Origin of the sequence: Brevundimonas sp. (assembly GCF_036659295.1) — a bacterium.
Classification (GTDB): domain Bacteria; phylum Pseudomonadota; class Alphaproteobacteria; order Caulobacterales; family Caulobacteraceae; genus Brevundimonas.
Genome location: NZ_JAVXCU010000041.1, coordinates 1 through 22,340 on the forward strand (window position 1 = coordinate 1; position 22,340 = coordinate 22,340).

Annotated in this window: 22 protein-coding genes; 12 read left to right on the top strand and 10 right to left on the bottom strand. The window is 61.1% G+C overall.

Translation table 11 applies throughout. The features are described from left to right. From RSB01_RS08910 to folK, 3 genes are all read right to left on the bottom strand, one after another. Positions 1-2,040, bottom strand: a 2,040-nt coding sequence (locus RSB01_RS08910) for a bifunctional (p)ppGpp synthetase/guanosine-3',5'-bis(diphosphate) 3'-pyrophosphohydrolase (protein ID WP_332625319.1), incomplete at its 3' end; no start/stop codon positions are given. A 164-nt stretch (positions 2,041-2,204) separates the two neighbouring features. Beyond that, positions 2,205-2,564, bottom strand: coding sequence for a DNA-directed RNA polymerase subunit omega (gene rpoZ / locus RSB01_RS08915; RefSeq protein ID WP_332591092.1), 360 nt, complete (start codon positions 2,562-2,564; stop codon positions 2,205-2,207). 113 nt (positions 2,565-2,677) lie between these two features. Next, positions 2,678-3,226 (bottom strand): 2-amino-4-hydroxy-6-hydroxymethyldihydropteridine diphosphokinase, encoded by a 549-nt coding sequence (gene folK / locus RSB01_RS08920; RefSeq protein WP_332591091.1) that lies wholly within the window; start codon positions 3,224-3,226, stop codon positions 2,678-2,680. 33 nt (positions 3,227-3,259) lie between these two features. Here folK and RSB01_RS08925 point away from each other — a divergent pair, with 33 nt between their 5' ends. Continuing rightward, positions 3,260-3,805: an NYN domain-containing protein gene (locus RSB01_RS08925; protein ID WP_332591090.1), complete on the top strand. Its 546-nt coding sequence runs from the start codon at positions 3,260-3,262 to the stop codon at positions 3,803-3,805. A 158-nt stretch (positions 3,806-3,963) separates the two neighbouring features. Here the strand turns inward: RSB01_RS08925 and RSB01_RS08930 are convergent, their stop codons facing one another. Continuing rightward, positions 3,964-5,100 carry an N-acetylmuramoyl-L-alanine amidase gene (locus RSB01_RS08930; protein WP_332619678.1) on the bottom strand — a complete coding sequence of 379 codons (1,137 nt, stop codon included), beginning with the start codon at positions 5,098-5,100 and terminating at the stop codon, positions 3,964-3,966. Between the two features lie 554 nt (positions 5,101-5,654). Between RSB01_RS08930 and RSB01_RS08935 the strand changes: the two genes are divergently transcribed. The 3 genes from RSB01_RS08935 to RSB01_RS08945 all read left to right on the top strand — a co-directional run bounded on the left by RSB01_RS08935 (position 5,655) and on the right by RSB01_RS08945 (position 10,760). Then, positions 5,655-8,429, top strand: coding sequence for a ribonuclease E/G (locus RSB01_RS08935; RefSeq protein WP_332625320.1), 2,775 nt, complete (start codon positions 5,655-5,657; stop codon positions 8,427-8,429). A gap of 129 nt (positions 8,430-8,558) precedes the next feature. Then, the gene (locus RSB01_RS08940; protein ID WP_332591636.1) at positions 8,559-9,911 is read left to right on the top strand and encodes a M48 family metalloprotease; all 1,353 of its coding nucleotides are present in this window, start codon (positions 8,559-8,561) and stop codon (positions 9,909-9,911) included. 30 nt (positions 9,912-9,941) lie between these two features. Beyond that, complete coding sequence (locus RSB01_RS08945) at positions 9,942-10,760, top strand: thioredoxin domain-containing protein (RefSeq protein ID WP_332591635.1); 819 nt, start codon at positions 9,942-9,944, stop codon at positions 10,758-10,760. Between the two features lie 54 nt (positions 10,761-10,814). Here the strand turns inward: RSB01_RS08945 and RSB01_RS08950 are convergent, their stop codons facing one another. Then, a complete protein-coding gene (locus tag RSB01_RS08950; RefSeq protein ID WP_332625321.1) occupies positions 10,815-11,603 on the bottom strand; it encodes a thiazole synthase in 789 nt (262 codons plus the stop codon). 60 nt (positions 11,604-11,663) lie between these two features. Next, complete coding sequence (gene thiS / locus RSB01_RS08955; protein ID WP_332591947.1) at positions 11,664-11,861, bottom strand: sulfur carrier protein ThiS; 198 nt, start codon at positions 11,859-11,861, stop codon at positions 11,664-11,666. 222 nt (positions 11,862-12,083) lie between these two features. On the opposite strand from thiS, the gene aroQ reads away from it, so the two are divergent. From aroQ to lepB, 5 genes are all read left to right on the top strand, one after another. Then, positions 12,084-12,527 (top strand): type II 3-dehydroquinate dehydratase, encoded by a 444-nt coding sequence (gene aroQ / locus RSB01_RS08960; RefSeq protein ID WP_332591948.1) that lies wholly within the window; start codon positions 12,084-12,086, stop codon positions 12,525-12,527. Between the two features lie 34 nt (positions 12,528-12,561). Continuing rightward, positions 12,562-13,035: an acetyl-CoA carboxylase biotin carboxyl carrier protein gene (gene accB / locus RSB01_RS08965; RefSeq protein WP_332591949.1), complete on the top strand. Its 474-nt coding sequence runs from the start codon at positions 12,562-12,564 to the stop codon at positions 13,033-13,035. Positions 13,036-13,043: 8 nt separating this feature from the next. Further along, positions 13,044-14,396, top strand: coding sequence for an acetyl-CoA carboxylase biotin carboxylase subunit (accC, locus tag RSB01_RS08970; RefSeq protein ID WP_332620174.1), 1,353 nt, complete (start codon positions 13,044-13,046; stop codon positions 14,394-14,396). 70 nt (positions 14,397-14,466) lie between these two features. After that, complete coding sequence (gene aat, locus RSB01_RS08975; RefSeq protein ID WP_332591952.1) at positions 14,467-15,090, top strand: leucyl/phenylalanyl-tRNA--protein transferase; 624 nt, start codon at positions 14,467-14,469, stop codon at positions 15,088-15,090. 44 nt (positions 15,091-15,134) lie between these two features. After that, on the top strand, positions 15,135-15,923 hold the full coding sequence (gene lepB / locus RSB01_RS08980) for a signal peptidase I (protein WP_332620175.1): 789 nt from the start codon (positions 15,135-15,137) through the stop codon (positions 15,921-15,923). Positions 15,924-15,930: 7 nt separating this feature from the next. On the opposite strand, the gene RSB01_RS08985 is transcribed toward lepB, so the two are convergent. Genes RSB01_RS08985 through RSB01_RS08995 form a run of 3 tightly spaced genes read right to left on the bottom strand, consistent with a single transcriptional unit; the run spans position 15,931 to position 17,348 of the window. Continuing rightward, complete coding sequence (locus RSB01_RS08985; RefSeq protein ID WP_332625322.1) at positions 15,931-16,275, bottom strand: EF-hand domain-containing protein; 345 nt, start codon at positions 16,273-16,275, stop codon at positions 15,931-15,933. A 15-nt stretch (positions 16,276-16,290) separates the two neighbouring features. Continuing rightward, complete coding sequence (locus RSB01_RS08990; RefSeq protein ID WP_332620177.1) at positions 16,291-16,959, bottom strand: DUF2155 domain-containing protein; 669 nt, start codon at positions 16,957-16,959, stop codon at positions 16,291-16,293. Beyond that, a complete protein-coding gene (locus RSB01_RS08995; RefSeq protein WP_332591877.1) occupies positions 16,956-17,348 on the bottom strand; it encodes an NADH:ubiquinone oxidoreductase subunit NDUFA12 in 393 nt (130 codons plus the stop codon). The genes RSB01_RS08990 and RSB01_RS08995 overlap by 4 nt, the downstream gene beginning before the upstream one ends. Positions 17,349-17,568: 220 nt before the next feature. Here RSB01_RS08995 and RSB01_RS09000 point away from each other — a divergent pair, with 220 nt between their 5' ends. From RSB01_RS09000 to RSB01_RS09010, 3 genes are all read left to right on the top strand, one after another. Beyond that, positions 17,569-20,103: a TSCPD domain-containing protein gene (locus RSB01_RS09000; protein ID WP_332591876.1), complete on the top strand. Its 2,535-nt coding sequence runs from the start codon at positions 17,569-17,571 to the stop codon at positions 20,101-20,103. Positions 20,104-20,181: 78 nt separating this feature from the next. Next, entirely contained in the window at positions 20,182-20,679 is a 498-nt protein-coding gene (locus tag RSB01_RS09005) for a pentapeptide repeat-containing protein (protein ID WP_332591875.1), read from the top strand. 80 nt (positions 20,680-20,759) lie between these two features. Beyond that, a complete protein-coding gene (locus RSB01_RS09010; RefSeq protein ID WP_332625325.1) occupies positions 20,760-21,557 on the top strand; it encodes a pentapeptide repeat-containing protein in 798 nt (265 codons plus the stop codon). Between the two features lie 78 nt (positions 21,558-21,635). Here RSB01_RS09010 and RSB01_RS09015 read toward each other — a convergent pair. Next, a partial coding sequence (locus RSB01_RS09015; protein WP_332625326.1) for an amino acid--tRNA ligase-related protein occupies positions 21,636-22,340 on the bottom strand: 705 nt, incomplete at its 5' end.

The following is a 22,340-nucleotide window of genomic DNA, read 5'->3' on the forward strand; positions in this document are numbered from 1 at the left end:
CATGGACAGGTTGAGGATATTGCCCCCCGCCTCGCCAATCGTCGTTGCCACCTGCCCCAAGACCCCCGGTGCGTGCTGGATGGTGGCATGCAGGCGCACCGATCCCATCGCATCCGTTTCCGCCTGAGGCGTCCACTGCATATCGCGCCAGACCGTGTCGTCATCGGCATAGTCGGCCAGTGACTGGCAATCGATCGTGTGAACCGTCAGACCGGTATCTACGCCATCCGCGCCAACAACCTCGTGGATACCGACAATGCGGTCCCCCGGTACAGGACAACAACAGTCGGCAAAGTGAATGCTGACCCCCGGTGTCAGGCCCGAGCCGCGCACGAACAGACGCGCCGACGAATCCTGAATGCGTTTGCGTTCACCGCTGCCCTGAATCTGGCCCTTCAAGGCCGGGAACAGGATTTCGGCAACCTTGGACACCGCAATACGGCCACGGCCCACAGCATCCAGCAGGTCGTCCTCGGTAGCAACCGTCAGGGTTTCCAGCGCCGCTTTCAGGGTCACATCTTTCAGCGACTTGCCATGCTGGGCCAGAGTCTGTTCCAGCGAAACGCGACCCAGACGGATGAACTCTTCGCGCTCTGATACGCGGATATGGCGACGGATCGCCGAGCGGGCACGGCCTGTCACCGTCAGGCTGCGCCAGTCAGTCGGTACCTCGGCCTTGGAGCCACGGATGATTTCGACCACATCGCCGTTTTGCAGGGCGGTACGCATCGGCTTAAGTTCGCCGTTGATCTTTACGCCAACCGCCGTGTCACCCACATCGGTATGCACCGCATAGGCAAAGTCCAGCGGCATGCCACCGCGCGGCAGGGTAATCAGCTTGCCCTTGGGCGTGAACACGAACACCTGTTCGAGATACATTTCGAGCTTGGCGTGCTCGACCCAGTCCTCGCCGCCCTCGCCATGTTCGACCACCTGAACAAGGTGGCGCAGGTTCAACAGCGGATCGCGCCCGCCATCGGCCTGCATGGCCTCGCGGTCCAGACCATAGGACTGGTTCTTATAGCGCCAGTGCGCCGCCACACCGTCCTCGGCCACGCGATCCATGGCCTCGGTGCGGATCTGCATCTCGATCTTCATGCCCGCAGGGCCGATGACCGTGGTGTGCAAGGAGCGGTAGTTGTTCGACTTGGGCGTCGAGATGAAATCCTTGAACCGGTCTGGCACCATCGGCCAGATGCGGTGGATGATCCCCAGCGAGCGATAACAGTCGTCCTCGCTCTCGACGATGACGCGGAAACCGTAAATATCCGACAGGGACGAGAACCCGACGGCCTTGCGCTGTAGCTTGCGCCAGATGGAATAAGGGGTCTTTTCGCGACCCTTTACTCGGGCCTTCAGACCGCCCTCGGCCAGTACGCGCTCGATTTCCGAGGATACGCGGGTAATGGCGCTGCCGTGCTCAAGCTTCAGAGCCTCGAGACGGCGCATGATCGCCGTGCGCGCCGTAGCGTTCAGATGCTCGAAAGCCAGTTCTTCCAGCTCTGAGGCGATCGAATGGATACCGATCGAGCGACCCAGCGGGGCATAGACTTCCAGCGTTTCGCGGCTGATCCGCTCGCGCTTCTCGGGCTTAACATACTGGAGCGTCCGCATATTGTGCAGACGGTCAGCCAGTTTAACCAGCAGCACCCGCACATCGCGCGAGATCGCCAGAATGAATTTTCGAAGATTCTCGGCCTGACGCGTATGTTCGGCCTGTAGTTCCAGACGCGACAGCTTGGTCACGCCTTCCACCAGTACCGCGATCTCCTCGCCGAACATCTCGGCAATGTCGTCGCGGGTCGCCGAGGTATCCTCGACCACATCGTGCAGCAGCGCCGTCACGATGGTTGCCGTATCCAGTTTATAGTCGGTCAGGATACCGGCCACCTGGATCGGGTGTGCGAAATACGGATCACCAGAGGCCCGCAGCTGCGAGCCGTGCATCTTCATCGCATAGACATAGGCCTTGTTGAGCAAGGCCTCGTCTGCGGTGGGATCATAGGCTTTTACGGCCTCGATCAACTCGAACTGGCGCATAACCGATGAGCCGCGCCCACCTGTACCGGATGCTCCAGACGCCAACGGCGCCGCCCCGTGAGAGGTCGACGCCGCTGTGATATTCTTTCCGGCATTATCTGCAGTCGGCGTTTCCGCCGTAGGCCGCGCCGGAATAATGGTTACGCCAGTGGCAGGCATGGACGTCAGTAGCGTTCTTCCTGGCCACCATCACGGTCGCTTTGCAGCGCACGGATAAGCTCGGCCTCGGCCATGTTCATGTGCTGCGGCTCAGCCAGCAGCGCCACGACTTCGGCTTCGTCTTCGGCCTCGGTGCGTTCGTCAACACGTTGCAGGGTGACGATGATGTTTTCCAGCAGCTCGTCCGGCATGACGGTTTCGTCTGCCAGTTCGCGCAGGGCCACAACCGGATTCTTGTCGTTATCGCGGTCGATGGTCAGAGCGGCACCGTTCGCAATATTGCGGGCGCGGTGACCGGCCAGCAGAACCAGACCAAAACGGTTCGGCACCTTTTCGATGCAATCTTCGACAGTGACGCGGGCCATGAAATTCCTCGGGCGACAGGGAGAACCACACAAAATACAGAAGTGGGGCCAATTACGCAATGGCAACTGACCCTGCCAAGGTCGGAAAACGCAGGTTTATCGCTTGCTTGCGTCTAGGAAGCCCCCTGCCCGACCGGCGCAGCATCCACGCCTACACTGGCACGCATCGCCAAGTTCTTCGCCATTTCGCCACTATCGGGATGTCGCCATTCAGGCGCGATCTCGGCCAGAGGCCCCATCACGAACAGACGCTCGCTGGCTCGCGGGTGCGGAATATACAGCCCATCCAGATCTGCGCTGATACGCCCATAGGCGATCAAATCCAGATCCAGCGTGCGCGGCGCATTCCGCACAGAACGTACCCGCCCCAAGGCATCCTCGATGCCTGACAAGAGCTGCATCAGGGCCTTTGGATCTAGTTCAGTCTCCACAATCGCCACCCCGTTCAGGAACGGCGGATCGCTCGGATTAGGCCAAGCCGCAGACTGCCACCAGGACGAACGGGCCACGATTTTCAGTCCGGCCTGTTGCAACTGCACAAGCGCTTCTTCCAGCCCTTGTTTACATGATACAAACTGGCCCTTGTCATTCGCCCCCAGTGCGACGATGACTGCATCCGCAAGATCGCGATTTCCAACGGGATCTGATTTTTGCGAACTCAAAACCGAATGCCTTTTTGAAACAGGACTATTTTTATGCCCGCAACCGACCGCATTGCGCTTTTTATCGACGGTGCCAACCTATATTCGGCAGCACGCGCCCTGAATGTTGATCTGGACTTCCGCAAGCTGTCCGACCATTTCGGCCGCCAAGGTCGCCTGATCCGCGCCTATTATTATACCGCCATCGTCGAGGGCGAGGAGTTTTCGCCGGTCCGTCCGCTGGTGGACTGGCTGGACTATAACGGCTTCACGGTCATGACCAAGCCGGTACGCCGCTTTACCGACGCGCAAGGCAATACCCGCACCAAGGGCAATATGGATGTCGAGATCGCTGTCGACATGCTGGAACTGGCCCCCCATCTGGACCACGTCGTTCTGTTCTCGGGCGATGGCGATTTCCGTCGTCTGGTCCAGTCGGTACAGGCCAAGGGTGTGCGCGTAACCGTCGTGTCCACCACCAAGAGCCAGCCGCCCCAAATCAGCGACGAGCTGCGCCGTCAGGCTGATGCCTTTATCGACCTGTCCGACATCATGGCAGACTTCTCCAAACCCAAGCCCGCCATCAGCCGCGACCGCTAAGTCGCGCACCCAGAGCGTTTCTGGTGGATATTCGACTGCTGGGTTTGATCGCAACCGGTCAAAGCCTGGCGGGAGGATATCCGCCCAAGCCTCGGCCTGTCGTTCAAGGCATGCCGCGCTACAGCACCAACAGCCCGCCTAAACACTTAAAGCAGGAACTAACCCTGACCGCCGGTTTCGGCGACATGCACAGGCACGTTGGGCTGGCGGAAATAGCTGTCGATACCGTCAGCGACCGAACGCATCAGGCGGCGGCGTGACCGCTCGTCCGACAAGACGCGACCATCTTCCGCATTGGTCATAAAGCCCATTTCCAGAAGCACAGCCGGAACATCCGGTGCCAGCAACACAGCCAGACCCGCCGCGCGATGGCTTTGGCGCAGCATGGAATGCCCATCGCCTTCCAGTTGCGCCAGCAGGCCCCGTGCAAACTGGGCCGAGCGGTTCTGCGTCGCGCGCTGGGTCATATCCAGCAGGATACGGTCCACTGACGGATCGCGCCCACCCGGCAGGCGCAGATCGCGCTGCCAGTCATCATGGCTGGTGAACTCGCGCACCGCGCGGCTCGCCCCCTGCTCGGACAGCGTATAGACGCTGGCCCCGCGCAGCGCAGGATCAGAGCCGGAATCCGCGTGTAAAGAAATAAACAGGTCCGCATTGGCATCGCGGGCAATCTGCACACGACGGCCATGGCCGACATAAACATCGCTGTCACGCGTCAGGCGCACACGATAGCGACCTGTGCGCTCCAGTGCCGCTTTAAGCTCGCGGGCCGCAGACAGGGTAATGGCCTTTTCCCAGACCTCGTGACCTTGCGAACCGGGATCGCGACCTCCGTGACCAGCATCAATCACAATCAGAGGTTTTTCGGCGCGTGTTTGCGGCGCGCGGGCGGTGACGATTGCCGCTTCCACGGCGCCGGTCGCCTTGAGATCGATCACATAACGGTAGTGCGCAACGCCATCACCGGGCGGCAGCAAGAAGCGACGCTCGACGGTCGCACCACGTGCTAGCGACAGATTAATGCGCGCACCGCCTGAACCGCCCTGTAGATTATAAGCACGAACCAGTCCGGCCCCATTGCCCGACAGACCCCGACCGGGATCGATCTCGGCCAGAGCCACAGCCACTTCGCCATTTGCGCCGTCGGAAACAACACGGCCACGGGTTTCGCGGTCCAGATCAATCACAACGCGCGTGCGCTGGGCATCGCCACCAAAGCGAACCGACTTGATCTGCATATCCGAACCGCGTGCGAGGCTGAGGCCAGCCGTCAGCACGGCCGCGCTGGTCACAGCCGCTGCCAAAGCAGACAATGACCATTCACGCAGCCCCCAACGCCTAGGGCTCTCGCGCCAAACTCCGCGCATCGGTAAGACGAAACTCCTTGCACCTTCGCAAACTGCCTAACCCTGCGACCATTAAGGATTTCGTAAAGAAAAGCATATGCGCAATCATTTTGCATTTTGTCAGAATGGCGCCTATGTTCATCTGACTGCGACAGATCGCGCCTATGCCCCTGTGTGGCTTTGGGCACGCACTCCTCGCAGCGTAACTTGATTATTCACCTCATTCCGAAGGTGGGACGATAGCCGTCCTGCCCAAGGATAAAGCGGGTTCGGACCGCAGCCTCAACTGACGGGCGCGACCGATCCCCGGACCGACAGAACCATGGGCCAACACGCCTGCGACACCATCCGGCTTTTGAGTGCCGACTTCGCCTCTGGCGAAGGTGGGATGTGCGCGCGTGGCCTTCTCCACATTCGGCGAGCCGCTCCCCTGCTAACGGGGTCCATCCATGCGAAGGATTTCGCGGGGCAAGGGCTGGCGCGCCCAAGAAAGACACTGCATGTCAAAAACCATGTTGATCGATGCGGCGCACGCGGAAGAAACGCGCGTCGCAATCGTGGACGGCCGCCAGGTTGAGGAATTCGACTTTGAATCCCGCGGCCGCCGCCAGCTTCGCGGCAATATCTATCTCGCCAAGGTCACACGGGTAGAACCCAGCCTTCAGGCGGCCTTTGTTGAATACGGTGGTAACCGTCACGGTTTCCTCGCCTTCAACGAAATTCACCCTGACTACTACCAGATTCCGGTCGCTGACCGCGAAGCCATCATGGCCGAAACGGGCGATGATGACGATGATGATGATCTGGGTCGCGACAGCGACGACGATGGCGATTCCGAGGGCCGTCTGGCCGACGAGGAACGCCTGAAGCGCCGCCTGATGCGTCGCTACAAGATTCAGGACGTCATCAAGCGCCGTCAGGTTCTGCTGGTTCAGGTCGTCAAGGACGAGCGCGGTGCCAAGGGCGCGGCTCTGACCACCTGGCTGTCGCTGGCCGGTCGCTACTGCGTGCTTATGCCGAACACCGGCAAGGGCGGCGGTATCTCGCGCAAGATCACCAACACCTCTGACCGTCGCCGCCTGAAGTCTGCTGCTGCCGCGCTGAAAGTGCCGGAAGGCATGGGCCTGATCATCCGTACCGCCGGTGCCAAGCGCACCCGCGCCGAGATCAAGCGCGACTATGAATACCTGCTGCGTCTGTGGGCCACTATCCGCGAGACGACGCTGAAATCGACGGCACCGGCTGTCATCTACGAAGAAGAAAACCTTGTCCGCCGCGCCGTGCGCGACATGTACGACAAGGACTTTGACGGCATTCAGGTCGAAGGCATCGAAGGCTTCAAACAAGCGCGTGATTTCATGCGCGTGCTGATGCCATCGCAAGCCAAGAAGATCCATCTGTATCAGGGCACCCGTCCGCTGTTCGCTTCGAACGGCATCGAGGAAGTGCTGACCCAGATCCACCAGCCGGTCGTTCCGCTCAAGTCGGGCGGCTATCTGGTCATCAACCAGACCGAAGCTCTGGTGGCTATCGACGTGAACTCGGGTCGTTCGACCAAGGAACGCAACGTCGAGCAAACCGCCCTCAAGACCAATATCGAAGCCGCCGCCGAGGCCGCACGCCAACTGCGTCTGCGTGACTTGGCCGGTCTGGTTGTCATCGACTTCATCGACATGGATGAGGGCAAGAACAACCGCGCTGTCGAAAAGGTCCTCAAGGACGCGCTGGCACAAGATCGCGCCCGCATCCAGATGGGCCGCATCTCGCCTTTCGGCCTGATGGAAATCAGCCGTCAGCGCCGCCGTCTGGGCGTTATCGAAGGGGCGACCGAAGCCTGCGCCTGCTGTCAGGGTACGGGTCGTGTCCGTTCGGCTGAATCCGCCTCGCTGACCACCCTGCGCGCTGTCGAAATCGAAGCGGGCCGTAACGGTGCCGGCTGCATCACCCTGCGTGTCTCGACCGCAGTGGCCATCTATATCCTGAACCACAAGCGCGACTATCTGCAACGTCTGGAGCAGATGCGCGGCCTGAAGGTCATCGTCCAGATCGATGACTCGCTGGCTCAGGGCGAACACCATATCGAACGCACCGAAACCAACGAAGACTTCGTGGCTCCGCAAGGCCAGATTGATCTGTCAGTTCTGGATGACGGCATCGATGACCACGCCTTCTTCGACGAAGACGAGGACGAAGAAGACGAAGACGACATCATCGCTCAAGACGATGACGAGACTTCGGGTAACGAAGACGAAACCCGCGCCGAGCGTGACGATGACAGCCGTGGCAACCGCCGCCGTCGCCGTCGCCGTGGTGGCAGCGCCCGTCAGGAAGACGAAGAAGAAGCGACCGAAACCCGTACCGCCTCCGATGACGAGGACGACGACAGCCGTGGCAACCGCCGCCGCCGTGGTCGCCGTGGTGGCCGTCGCTCGCGCGAAGACGGTGATCGTGACGTCTATAGCTGGGTGCGTGGCCGTACCCCGTCGCTCGATGATCCGTATGTGTGGTTCGATCCGCTCAACCCGCAACGTCAGGAACGTCCGGAGCGTCCGCAACGCGCCGCCGCCCCTGTCGAAGGCGTCGAGACCGTTGAAGGCATCGAAACCGATCTGAATGCTTCGGAAGAAGACGGCAATGGTCGCCGTTCGCGCCGTCGCCGTGGTCGTGGCCGTGGTCGCAACCGCGATCAGGGCGAAATGATCCACGACGCCAAGGTCGAGGATCGCGCCACCAATGAAGGCCTGCCGGTCGAGGGTAATCCCGACCTGCCGATCGCCGTCATGATCGAGCCGGAAGCCGTCGAGGCTGCCGAAGCGACCGAGGTTGCTCCGCAAGCTGCCGAAGACGCTCCCAAGCGCCGCCGCGTTCGCCGCAAGACCCGCAGCAACGGTGAAGCCGCAGCCATCGAGGCCGAAGCGACCGAATCGCCTGCTGTCATCAGCGACGACCAACCGCCGTTCGTGGCTGTCATTCCCGATGACCGCATCATCGAAAAGGCTGCGGAGCGTCACGCCGAGCAGAAAGCTGTTCCGGCCAAGCTGGACGTCACCCCGACCCAGGCCTTTGCGATTGAAAAGGCTATCGAGGATGCCCGCGAAGCTGTGACCGAAACGCCTGCTCCGGCAGTCGCTCCGGCCCCTGTCGAGCAGGCCGTTATCGAACCGGTCCAGACTGAAGCCACTGAAGCGGTGGATGTCGAAGACCTGATTGCCAATGATCCAAACCAGATCGGCGCGCCGCCTGAAAAACCCAAACGTGGTTGGTGGCGCCGTTGATCGGCCATGATTTGACGTGAGAACTGGTGGAAGATCGTTGCTCTGGAGTGCGCCATGATCCGGTTTTCCACTGTTCACACCCGTCGCTTGGCCCATTTATGGGTTGCCGGGACGGCGGCGGCTGCCTTGATGGCTGCCGCCCTTCCTGCCTCTGCCCAAAGCCTGATCCGCGATACCGAGATCGAGGCCATTATCGACGAATGGTCCGCCCCGACCCTGACCGCTATGGGTCTGGAGCCGTCCGAGATCGAAATCCTGCTCGTCAATGACGAGAGCCTGAACGCGTTTGCCACGCGCGGTCGCATCATGGGCCTGAACACCGGCCTGATCCTGCAGACCAAGACGCCAAACCAGCTTCTGGGCGTCATCGCCCACGAGGCAGGGCACATCAAAAACCGCCATACCCTGCGCGACGGTGCCCAGAACGCCGGCATGCAGCCCATGATTATGACCATGGCGCTTGGTGCGCTGGCGGCCCTTGCGGGTGCGCCGGATGCGGGTGCGGCGCTTTTGGCTTCCAGTCAGTATTTCGGTACTCTGGGCGCGCTACGCTACATGCAGTCCCAAGAGGGCGAGGCCGATATTACCGGTGCCCGCGCTCTGGAACGGGCCGGTGAATCCGGTCGTGGTCTGGTCGAGTTTTTTGAAAACTTCCGCTCTCAGGAAGTGTTCTCGGATGCCCGCCGTTTCCCCTATTTCCGCAGCCACCCGCTGTCGTCACAGCGTATCAGCGCCCTGCGCGGGCCGGTGGAGCGCGCCTCCCACTATGGCAATACCGATAGCGAGGAGCGCATCGCCCAGCATGCGCTGGTTCTGGCCAAGATCCACGGCTTTATGGACCATCCGAACAACACGCTGCGCCTGTATCCCTCTAGCGATACGTCCCTGCCCGCCCGCTATGCCCGCGCGATTGCATGGTACAAGGACGGCCAGACGGCAAAGGCACTGGAGGGGGTCGACGCCCTCTTGGCCGAGCAGCCCGAAAATCCCTATCTGTGGGAGCTAAAGGGCCAGATCATCTTTGAAGAAGGCCGCCCCGCCGAGGCACTGGATGCCCACAAGAAGGCTGTCGAGCTGATGCCCGAAGCCCCTTTGCTGCGCATCAACTATGCCCACGCCCTGCTCGAAACCGGCGATGCCGAGAAAATCGTCAAAGCCGAAACCGAACTGAAATATGCTCTGGCCCGCGAGGACGACAATCCTATGGGCTGGCGCCTGCTCAGTCAGGCCTATGCCTCGCAAGGCAAGGAAGGCGAGGCCCGTCTGGCCTCTGCCGAATACTGGTTCGCGCTGGGTCAGGCCAAACAGGCCAACGAGTTCGCCCTGCGCGCCCGCGATATGTTGGACCGCAGCTCTATCGAATGGCGACGCGCCACAGACATTGTGCTGTCCTCCGGTGCATCCGAATCCGACATCCTTGAAGCCGAGCGTCGCAACGAGCGCAGACGCAGCCAGCAAGTCCTTCCCCCGAACGGCGCCTGATCCGTTCCTATCCCTACAGATTAGATTTTCATGACCGATACTCCCGATACCGCGCCCCAAACGCCCGAGAACACCGATGCGTCTACGCCTCCGGTGACGCCCGCCAAAACACCTGCGCCCAAGAACACGACGACGGTTCTGGCAGGGGCGGCTCTGGCGGTCTCGGCGGTGGCGCTTGTCATGGCCTCCCTGCCCTATTTCGGTGTCGGTATCGGCCCGCAAGTGCGTGGTTATCTGCTCAGCAACCCGCAGATTCTGGATGAAATGGTCACCGCCCGTCAGCAGGCAGAAGACCAGAACATCTCCTCGGCCATTGACGCCGCAGCCAAGGCCAATCCGCAGCTTTTGGCCCATGATGCCCGCGATCCGGCTGTCGGTCCGGAAAATGCCAAGGTCACGGTCATCCAGTTCTTCGACTATCGCTGCCCTGGCTGTAAGGCTGTGTCGGTACCGTATCGTGAAATGATGGCCCGCCATCCCGACGTGCGCTTTGTCTTCAAGGAATGGCCCATTCTGGATAATGGCGAGACGGTCACGTCCAACTATGCCGCGCGCGCGGCTCTGGCTGCCAACCAGCAAGGCAAGTTCATGGCTGTCCACGCCGCCCTGATGGACGAACGCGCCCTCAGCATCGATGTCATCAACCAGATCCTGCAGGAACAGGGTGTCGACATGGCCGCGGCCCAAAAGGCTATCGGCTCGCCCGATACGGCCCGCCACATCACCGACATCCACACGACCGGTGTGGCGCTGGGTCTTCGCGGCACCCCGACCTTCTTCGTCAATGGCAAGGCCAGTGCCAGTATCGACCCCGCCGAGGTCGAACGGATGATCCAGTCCGCCCAATAAGCAAAAAGGCCGGAAGCTTTCGCTTCCGGCCTTTTTCTATTTCGTACCCGATCCTTAGATCAAACCGGCCAAAGGCGAGGACGGATCGGCGAACATACGCTTCTTCATGCGGCCTGCCAGATAGGATTCGCGACCGGCAATCACCGCATGCTTCATGGCGCTGGCCATCAGGATCGGATCACGGGCCTCGGCAATGGCCGTGTTCATCAGCACACCGTCACAGCCCAGCTCCATCGCCACAGCGGCATCAGAGGCGGTGCCCACACCGGCATCCACCAGCACCGGCACCTTGGACTGCTCGACGATCATACGGATATTGATCGGGTTCTGGATGCCCAGTCCCGAGCCAATCGGTGCGCCCAGCGGCATGATGGCGACAGCACCGGCATCTTCCAGCTTGCGGGCATAGACCGGATCATCGGTGCAATAGACCATGACCTCGAAGCCCTCGGCCGTCAGCAGCTTCAGCGCGCGCAGGGTTTCTTCCATGTCCGGATACAGATGCTTCTGCTCCGACAGGACTTCCAGCTTCACCAGCTTCCAGTCACCGGCTTCACGCGCCAGACGCAAGGTGCGCATGGCGTCATCTGCCGTGAAGCAGCCCGCCGTGTTCGGCAGATAGGTGTATTTCTTGGGGTCGATATAATCGGTCAGAACCGGCTGGCCGGGGTCTGTCAGGTTCACGCGGCGCACGGCCACGGTCACCATTTCCGCACCCGATGCCGCCACAGCCGCGGCGTTTTGCTCATAGTCACGGTACTTGCCCGTGCCCACGATCAGGCGTGAGTTAAAGGTGCGACCAGCGACGGTCCAGCTATCAAGGCGAGGGGCGGATTGGGTCATACAAAACAACTAGCCCCACTCGTGCGCCCGCGAAAGACGCGATACCCGATTTGATGATGTTCAGCCGCCGCCGACGAACTGAACCAGCTCGATCTTGTCGCCATCGGAAACAGCCGTCGTGGCGTGCAGCGAGCGCGGTACGATTTCAAGGTTCAGCTCTACGGCCACCTTGCGTGGGTCCAACTGCAATTCCCCGATCAGGTCGAGGATAGTGGCCGCCGTGGTCTCACGCCCTTGCCCGTTCACTTCGATACGCACAGTCACACTCCATCAGTCTGTGATTCTTCATATGGGGTGATGCGCCGCCTAACTCAATCACAGGCCTCTTCATGCCCCGCAAAGTCACCAACAAGCCTGTTCAGCGCCCTCGATCTGTGACCTAGGGTCAAGAATTCAGTCAGATGCTTGGCGTTCCCCCCCAACTCGGTCTACAAAGCACACGATTCCGCGCGCGTGGCGTGCGCCTTTCCATACGAGCGAATGCCCGAAGCGCCTGTCCTCTATGTTCTGAACGGTCCGAACCTCAATCTCCTCGGAGAGCGTGAGCCGGAAATCTATGGCCGCGCTACGCTGGCCGACGTTCAAAAGCTGTGTGAAAACGCCGCCGATGGCGCACGCATTGTGTTTCGCCAGTCGAACCACGAGGGCCAGTTGGTTGACTGGATTCAGGAAGCCCGCAAAGAAGCCTCCGCCCTCATCATCAACCCCGCAGCCTACTCGCACACCTCGGTGGCGCTGCTGGATGCCCTGAAAACCCTTTCCATCCCCGTCATTGAGTGTCACCTGTCCAACCCCGCTGCGCGCGAGGCCTTCAGGCACCACTCCTATGTGTCTCTGGCTGCTACCGGCGTGATCGCCGGTCTGGGCGTCCAGGGATATGAACTGGCCGTCAAGGCGGCCCTGAACCTCATCCGTTCGGCCTAAGCGGCTACGGCAAGTACTACGAGAAGAGACAAAGATGTCCGACAAACACACCGCTATCGACGCCGATCTGGTCCGCGCCCTCGCCAACATCCTGAACGAGACCGAGCTGACCGAGATCGAAGTCGAGAAGGACGATCTGAAGATCAAGGTCAAGCGCGAGATCACCGTCGCCGCTGCTCCGGTCCAATATGCTCCGGCTCCGGTCGCTGCCGCTCCGGCTGCTGCTGCGCCTGTGGCCGCCGCTGCTGCCGCTGCTCCGGCCAAGCGTTCGGGCGAAGAAGTGAAGTCGCCGATGGTCGGCACCGCCTATCTGCAACCGGCTCCGGGTTCGGACCCGTTCATCTCGGTCGGTGCCAAGGTCAAAAAGGGCCAGACCCTGCTGATCGTTGAAGCCATGAAGACCATGAACCCGATCACCGCCCCGCGTGACGGCGTTGTTGCCGAAATCCTCGTTGGCGATGCCCAACCGGTCGAGTTCGGTGAAGCTCTGGTCGTTCTGGAAGCCTGAGCCTGAACATGTTCACCAAGGTCCTTATCGCCAACCGTGGCGAAATCGCCCTTCGGGTGCATCGCGCCTGTAAGGAAATGGGTATCTCGACGGTGGCCGTTCACTCGGAAGCCGACCGTGGTGCCATGTGGGTCCGTCTGGCCGACGAAAGCGTCTGCATCGGTCCTGCGCCGGCGGCCAAGTCGTATCTGAACATCCCGCAGATCATTGCTGCTGCCGAAATCACCGGCGCGCAGGCGATCCACCCGGGCTACGGCTTCTTGTCGGAAAATGCCCGCTTCGCTGAAATCATCGAAGCGCACGGCATGACCTTCATCGGTCCCAAGCCGGAACATATCCGCATCATGGGTGACAAGATCTCGGCCAAGAAAGCCGTGATGGAAGCCGGTATCCCCGTCGTTCCGGGTTCGGATGGCGAGGTTGAAACCGTCGAAGCCGCTATCGAAGCGTCCAAGACCATCGGCTTCCCGCTGATCGTCAAGGCGGCTGCCGGTGGTGGTGGTCGCGGTATGAAGGTCGCTCTGACCGCCGACGATCTGGTCGAAGCTGTCCAGACCGCACAATCCGAAGCGCTGGCCGCCTTCGGTAACGGTGCCGTCTATATGGAACGCTACCTCCAGAAGCCGCGCCACATCGAGATTCAGGTCATCGCCGACAGCCACGGTAACGTGGTCCACCTTGGTGAACGTGACTGCTCGCTGCAACGCCGCCACCAGAAGGTGCTGGAAGAAGCGCCGTCGCCTGCCCTGTCGGCAGAAGGTCGCACCAAGATCGGTGAAGTGGTCAACAAGGCCATTGCCGCCATCGGCTATCTCGGCGTCGGCACCATCGAGTTCCTGTGGGAAGACGGCGAGTTCTTCTTCATCGAGATGAACACCCGCCTGCAGGTCGAGCATCCGGTCACCGAAATGATCACCGGTGTTGACCTCGTGCGCGAACAGATCCGCATCGCTGCGGGCCTGCCTTTGTCGTTCACGCAGGACGAAATCGAGTTCAAGGGTCACTCGATCGAAGTGCGTATCAACGCGGAAAACGCCGAAACCTTCACCCCTTCGCCGGGTACGGTTACGGACTTCCACGCTCCGGGTGGTCTGGGTGTACGCCTCGATAGCGCGATCTTCGCCGGCTATTCGATCCCGCCCTATTATGACAGCCTGATCGGCAAGCTGATCGTGCATGGTCGCGACCGTGAAGAAGCCATTGCACGCCTCAAGCGCGCACTGGGTGAAACGGTTGTCGGCGGTATCGACACCACCATTCCTCTGTTCCAGAAGCTGTTGCAGGAGCCGGACATTCTGTCGGGCGATTACGACATCCACTGGCTGGAAAAATGGGCTGCGGCTCAAAAGGCGAAAGCCTGATTTGATCGAAGAGGAAGACCCCGTTTTCAGCGCCAGTCCGCGCGACGACGTATTTGACGCCGCCGCCCTTCTGCGCTGTTACGCCAACGGGGTGTTTCCCATGGGAGAGGCGCGGGATGATCCCCGCGTCTTTCTCGTTGAACCGGACCAGCGCGGTATATTTCCGCTAGATAACTTCCACATCCCCACACGCCTGAAACGCACGGTCCGCAGCGAACCGTTCGACATCCGCGTCAACACGGCCTTCCTCAGCGTCGTTGATGCCTGTGCTGCGCTCGCTACGGGCCGCGAGGACACATGGATCAACGGGCCGATCCGCCGCCTCTATGGCGAGCTTCACGCCCTTGGCCATGCCCATAGCGTCGAATGCTGGAAGGACGAGGTTCTGGTCGGGGGACTCTATGGCGTCATGCTAGGCAGCGCCTTCTTTGGCGAGAGCATGTTCAGCCGTATGACCGATGCCTCCAAGGTCGCCCTCGTGCATCTGGTGGCGCGTCTCAAACGTGGCGGCTTTACCCTGCTGGACGCCCAGTTCATCACCGAACATCTGATGCAGTTCGGCGCGCAGGAAATCCCCCAGAGTGCCTATTTACGCAAGCTGGCACCGGCCCTGAAGATCAAGGCCGAGGTCGCAAGCCTTGGCCTTCCCGTGTCCGGCGTTGAGGCCGTAGAGCGCGCCCTTTCCCCAAGCTGAAAATCTTATGTCCGGACACGACAGAGCGCTGTCCGGACAGGGTTTTGCTGGCATCCGAGCCAATACGGTCGGCCAATGTCGCCATGACCCAGTCCAAATCCCGCAGCCTCTGGCGCGAAATCATCAGCTTCGGTTTGCCCCTGTTTGTGGGCCTACTGCTGGCGACCGTGCTCCGTGTCGTGGCCTATCAGCCCTTCACCATTCCGTCGTCGTCCATGGCCCCCGGACTTTTGACCGGTGACTATATTGTCGTGTCAAAATTCGCTTATGGCTGGAGCGCAGCCTCCCTGCCCTTTGGCAAGCCCGAGGGAGAGGAACGGCTGATGGCATCCTCTCCGCAACGCGGCGATGTGGTTGTCTTTCGCCTGCCGCGCGATCGCAAACAGGTCTGGATCAAAAGGGTCATCGGCCTGCCGGGCGACACCGTGGAGATGAAGAACGGCCAGCTTGTCATCAATGGCCAGACCGTGCCGTACACCGCGCTGGGGACCACATTCGATCGCGATAACCCCTTACGCCCCGTCGAAGCGTTCAAGGAGCAACTGGGCGCTGATCGTGCCTATGTGGTCTATGATGGCGGACCGGACATGGCCGGTGACAACACCGCCCCCATCCTTGTGCCGTCGGGTCATTATCTGATGATGGGAGACAACCGCGACAACTCGCTGGACGGCCGTTGGAGCGCAGATGTCGGCATCGGCTTCCTGCCCGCCAGCCACATCATTGGACAGGCCAAATTTATTGCGTGGTCGTGGAAACCGGGCGCTTCGCTGGTAAAACCGTGGACATGGCCCAACCTAAGAGGCGATCGCGTCCTGAAGACTATCGAATGACACGCCTTTAGCGGGCGCGATATTCTTCAAAGGACAGCAGGCCGTCGCGGTTAAGGTCAAGCTGCTCGAAGCTGGACCGCGCAGGGCTCAAAGTTTGCGCCAGCGACGGTGCCGTCACAGCGCCCAGCGCCAACACCGCCAGCACGGCGGCCCCGAGCCAGCGCCTGCCTGCAGCCGAAAAGCGCGCACGCGGTTTTAACGATGTTTCCAGTTCGTTGTCGATAAAGCCCCGGATGGCCTCGCTGGCTGTCCGGCCTTCGGCGCGACAACGCAGCATGAAGGCCTGCTTGGTTTCGAAGGGCATCCGGACTTCGACGGTCTCGGTCTTTTTCGGCTGTCGTTCCGTCACCATGCCCTGCGTCCTTGCTTAGCGGCTCTTACAGCCCACCACCCACGCATCATACAGCGGGTGTTCCAGACCGTTCAGGCTGGGCGATGATGCAAACATCCAGCCCTTAAATACCTGACGCGCCTCGTTGGACGGTTGCACCGAGCGTGGCTGCACACCGATTTCCAGATAGGCGATCGCGTCTTCGGTCAGTTCATTGGCACCGGTCACTTCACAGGCGCGAACCTTGAAGATCAGGTTCTTGGCAAAGCGCACAGGGCGACCACCCACCTCGACCTCGAACTGCATGGTCTCGGCTGTGGTTTTATCGATGGCCTGAACCATAGCCACCGGCAGGCGACGACGGACTGTGCTGGTGGGTTCTTCGACAGTTTCGGCCACCGCTTCTTCTTCGGCAGCTTCCTCGTCCGGAACTTCTTCCTGAGGCGTCGGCTCGACCACCGTCAGGGACGTGGTGCCCGCCGGAATATCCTGAACCGTCGGACTGGCCGGTGTATTCAGCACCTGTGCCGGTGCTTGCGGCGCAGGCGCGGCTTGGGCGGCCTTTTCACGCAAGGCATCGCCCACCGGATCCTGAACCGGAACCGCATCTTGCGGTACATCCATCAGGGCGGCGGTTACACCAGCCCCTGACAGACCGAGGCCTGCGGCGACAATGCCGCCCAGCAGAACCCCGCGCAGACTCATTCCGGTGTCCAGGCTTGATAGTCGCCGGTCGCAGCCGGACGTTGGCCGGTCGCCACCAGCGAACCTTGCGGACGACGTGCATAAGGCGTGCCCGTCATGTTCGGCAGGTGATCCTTTTCCCATGACTGGCGGTACAGCGGCTTTTCGCTGGGGGCCTCGTCATAGGTATAGCGCAGCCAGCCCTGCCATTCCGGCGGAACCTTGGTGGCTTCGGCATAGCCGTTATAGATCACCCAGCGGCGCTTGCGTCCGTCATACGAGACATTGTCGCGCGACTGGAAATAGCGGTTACCGAATTCGTCCGTGCCGATCAGGCTGCCACGCTTGCCCACCGTGAAAAGGGTGCCAATGGTGGCACCGTTCCACCAGGTAAAGATCTTGCTCAGCACGTCGTGCACTCACTTAAAATCGCGCCGCGAGGAAAGGGAGTTCAGCGGCTGTGCAATCATAGAAACCTCTAACCGTTACGTCCAGCGGTCCGGCGCGCTTCTATCAAAAACCTTTGCTCCAATATCTTGGGGGTAACCCGAGTGCGGGCCACAATATCTATTGAGAATGGTTAAACGGGCGCTCTAGGCTGTCCCCTTGGTGCAGGCGTGGAGGCGATCCATGAGTGGCGCATTCGATTTTGATAATGCCGTTATGGCTGCTGGACGCGATTTTCAGGTGGAATCACGGCGCATCGAGCGCCCGTCCGTTGTCGCCTCTGTAAGCGCCCCGTCAAACTGGACCGACGCCCGCATCGAGGCGTGGCTGGACTGGCTGGAACCGCGCCTGTCGCCCGCCCATGCCCGCCAACTGGCCAGCGACGGCGATATCATTCAGGCACTCTCCCACTGGCTTGAGCCACTGGTTCAGCGTGGATTGGATGAAGCGCTTTTTGATGAAGCCACCGCCCGCACGCTCGCGTTCGGCCTGCAACGCGGCTGGACAGCCCCTGCGGTTGCCGAGTCCGCATCGGCGCTGGCCTTCCTGCCCCTCAGCGAACCCGATGCGGCAGCGCGGCTGGACGATTTCCGTCGCCATGCACGCGGCGCACGCCTGTCCGACAAGGCTCTGGCTAGCGTCGAAGAGGCTCTGCATGGCGTCACCAATGCCGTCATCCGCTGCGAAGGCCCACGCGAGGCCTGCGGATCACCTAAGACCAATCCGGCACTGGCGCGTGCCGCCGCACACGCTCTGCGGTGCGGTGCCGCCGAGGCCGATATTGTGCGGGCCATACATGGCGAACCTCTAGGATCGTCATCCCGCCCGTCGCACCCGCATCTGGTCATCGAGGCCGAGCGCGATCTGCTGGCCGCAGGCGGATCGCTGGCCCTGCAACTGGCCGAGGCCTCTGTCGAGGGCGAGGTCATTATTGCCTTCGAGCCTGCCGATGTGCTGGCCCTGACCCAAGGCGCACTGGAAACCCGCATCCAGTTCGACCTTGAAACCCTTTATGCCGACAAGGACGATAACTGGCAGGGCGTTCTTGAAACACTTGTGTCCGGCTGGACCGTCCTGTCGGTCCTGATGACGCCCGCAAACCCGCAAGCCGCGCCGCGTCTGGCCGTGGGTTTGGGCGGACTGGCCGATCTGGCCTTAAGGCTCGGCTGTGACAATCCCGCCGATCTGGCGCGTGAAACCGCAACCTTTGTCCGCGCCCATTTCATAAGCGCATCGGTGCGGCTCGCAGACCAGTTTGGCCATGCCGACGATACCGAAACCTGTCATGCAGGTCTGCGCCTGTTCCTTCAGGAAGGCGAAGCGGCGCTGCGTCTGGGGCTTTCGCCTTTTAGCCACCGCGATCTTTACCAGACAGGCGATGCAGAACCCGTTGCCCGCTTGCGACCGTCCATGGCCCACGCCCTGAACCAGCATGGGGACCACTGCGACAGCGCCGAACGCCACCTGTTCGGCACACGCACACTGGCCGGCGACACGCCTGTCAATCACGAAGCCCTGCACGATCTTGGCTTTACCGAGCTGGAGCTGGAAGGTCTGGAGCGTGCCCTGATGTCGCTAGAACATCTGGAGGATGTCTTCCGTAGTCCGGTTCTGGATGGAGGTTTCATCCGCGATGTTCTGGGCTTTGATCCCGAGGACGACGCGCCCCTGCTTGCCCAACTGGGCTTTAGTCCAGCCGATATGGCCGCCACCCAAGCACAGGTTTTGGGCTATCACGATCTGAGCCAGTGGACCGATGCGCCCCCTGCCCTTAGCGACTGGCTGGCCCTGACTGCCGACGATGTGGAGGCCGAAATCATGGCCGCTATCGACGGCCTCAGTGACACCCCCGCCCCGTTACGCATCGATCTGGACTGGGACGAGACGCTGGTGGATGGCGCACGTGCCATTTCCCATGCCGCACGCGAGGGTGTCCGCGCCCTGTCCCTGCGCCGCACCACACCGCCTGCCAGTCTCGGTTTTGATGCCGATATTGCGCCTGTAGAATTGACCGCGCCCGAAATCGCGGCCCCTTCCCCCTCTCCCCAACCGCGTATTGTCGAGCGTGTCATCGAGCGCGACCGTACCCGCCGCAAACTGCCGGACCGCCGCAAGGGTTATATCCAGAAGGCCGCTGTCGGGGGCCACAAGGTCTATATCCACACGGGCGAATACGAAGACGGCGAACTGGGCGAAATCTTCATCGACATGCACAAGGAAGGTGCCGCCTTCCGCAGCCTGATGAACAATTTCGCCATCGCCATCTCTATTGGCCTGCAATACGGCGTGCCGCTGGACGAGTTTGTCGATGCCTTTGTGTTCACCCGTTTCGAGCCTGCTGGCCGTGTGACGGGCAATGACTCCATCCGTTCGGCCACTTCGATCCTCGACTATATTTTCCGCGAACTGGGCGTGTCCTATCTGGACCGTGCCGAACTGGCCAATGCCGCCGGTGAAGCGGGTGACGGGCTGGATAGCCCCGACAACGATGCCGAAACGGTTCCGGCCGCCCGCTTCATCTCCAAGGGTTTTGCCCGCGGGACCACACCGGACAATCTGGTGGTCGTCCCGTTTGGCAAAAAACCGGAGCGACCGGCTGCGGCACCCAGCGTTTCGGATGCGACCGCCTGTCCGGCTTGCGGCGACTTTGCCCTGCAAAACCGTGGTGGCCGCTGGACCTGTGACAGTTGCGGCGTCTCTCCGCAGATGCAGGGCTGACTGTTAGCGGCACAGTTTGGCGGCACGGGATTTGCTGACCTTGGATCCTGACTGCCTGACAGGACAAGGAACTGTGCCATGACGAACCGTGCCATGCCGCTTGCTGCATTGACACTTATGATGGCCAGCCTCGCTGCGCCCGCCATGGCCCAGAACCAGAGCCAGATCGCACAGGTCCGCGCCGGTTCGTCCTGCCCCGGTTGCAACCTGTTCCAGGGCGACTTCACCTATATGGAAAAGGCAGGTCTGAACCTGTCGGGCGCGCGTTTGCGTCAGGCCGACATGACCTTGGCCGTCTGGAACCGCGTGCGTCTGAACGGTGCCGACCTGCGCGACATCAATGCCTATGGCGCTGTGATGTCGAGCGCCAACTTTGGCAATGCCGACCTGACCAATGCGTCGCTGGTTGGTGCATGGCTGCAAGGTTCAAACTGGAGTGGTGCCAAACTGGTCGGGACCAACCTGTCGGGAGCCGATCTTTCGCGGGCGCGCGGCCTGACACAGAGCCAGCTATCCCAAGCTTGTGGCGACAGCGCTACCGTATTGCCGCAAGGCCTGACTGCGCCAAGCTGCTGAAGAAAAACAATTTTCTTTTGACCACAAGCGTTACGCCGATTTAAGTAGGCTTTCATGCTCCCAGAGGGCATCTATTGCTTATGATCAAGGCACTTGCCAAAAACTGTGTGACACCCCTGCTGCTGGCCGCGATTGTCAGCGCCAGCACAAGCCTGCCTGCGCAGGCCCTGTCACTGACCGTTCAAAGCCGCGACGTGGCGCGAACCATTTCGCTGGGCGGTGTCTGTAACGAGTGCGAACTTTCCGGACGTGATCTCAGCGGCGCGAGCATGGCAGGTGCGTCCTTCCGCGACTCCACCTTTGTGGGGGCCAATCTGCGCGGTGCCAGCATGCTGGGAACCAATGTCAGCGGCTCCGATTTCGAGCGTGCCGACATTCGCGGAGCCAATCTGGCAGGGTCCGTATTCCGTCACACGATCCTGACACAGGCCCGTATGACGGGTGTGGTCGCAGCCGGTACCAGCTTCACCGGTTCGGACATGACCAGCGTAACCATGGACAATGCCGAGCTGACCGGTGCCGTTTTCAGCACCGCCGATCTGACGCGCGCCAACTTCTCGGGCAGCCGTATGGTGGGCGTCACGCTCAGCACTGTCGATGCCACGCGCGCCAACTTCTCCAATGCCGAAATTTTTGCCTCCAATCTGAGCAATAGCGACTTCAGCCGCGCCAACTTCACCGATGCACGACTGGACAATTCGCGCTTGCGCAACAGTGATTTCAGCATGGCCAATTTCCAGAACACCTCGCTGCGTCGCACAGATATTCGCGGCACCGACCTGTCGGATGCCCAGAACCTGACCCAGAGCCAGATCAACCAGGCCTGTGGTGATGGCTCTACCCGCCTGCCGCGCGGGCTGCGTGTCGTCAGTTGCTGACCCTGTCATATCGACCCTAAAAAAGGGCGGCCTTTGCGGGCCGCCCTTTTCAATTGTCAGTCACCGTGTGGCTGCCGATCAGACCTTGATCGGCAGTTGGGTACGGATCGACAGTTCCTTCAGCTGGCGCTCTTCGGCATCCGAAGGAGCGTTCATCATCAGGTCCTGACCCTGCTGGTTCAGCGGGAAGGCGATGACTTCGCGGATCGCCGTCTGGTTAGCCAGCAGCATCACGATACGGTCGATACCCGGAGCCAGACCACCATGCGGAGGAGCGCCGTAACGGAAGGCGTTCAGCATGCCGCCGAACTGCTCTTCGACCACCGACGAGTCGTAACCGGCAATCTCGAAGGCCTTGAGCATGATCTCGGCCTTGTGGTTACGGATCGCGCCCGAGCACAGCTCATAGCCGTTGCAGACGATGTCGTACTGATAGGCACGGATAGTCAGCGGGTCTTGGGTTTCCAGCGCTTCCATGCCGCCCTGCGGCATCGAGAACGGGTTGTGCGAGAAGTCGACCTTCTTCTCTTCTTCCGACCATTCGAACATCGGGAAGTCGACGATCCAGCAGAATTTGAACTGCTCTTCGGCAACCAGCTTCAGCTCGGTACCCACACGGGTACGGGCAAGGCCTGCGAACTTGGCGAACACAGCCGGATCACCGGCAGTGAAGAAGGCCGCGTCGCCCTTGCCAAGGCCCAAGCTTGCCATCAGGGCCTCGGTCGGCTCTTGGCCGAGGTTCTTGGCGATCGGGCCGCCCCACGCTTGCTGGTCGTCGGACCA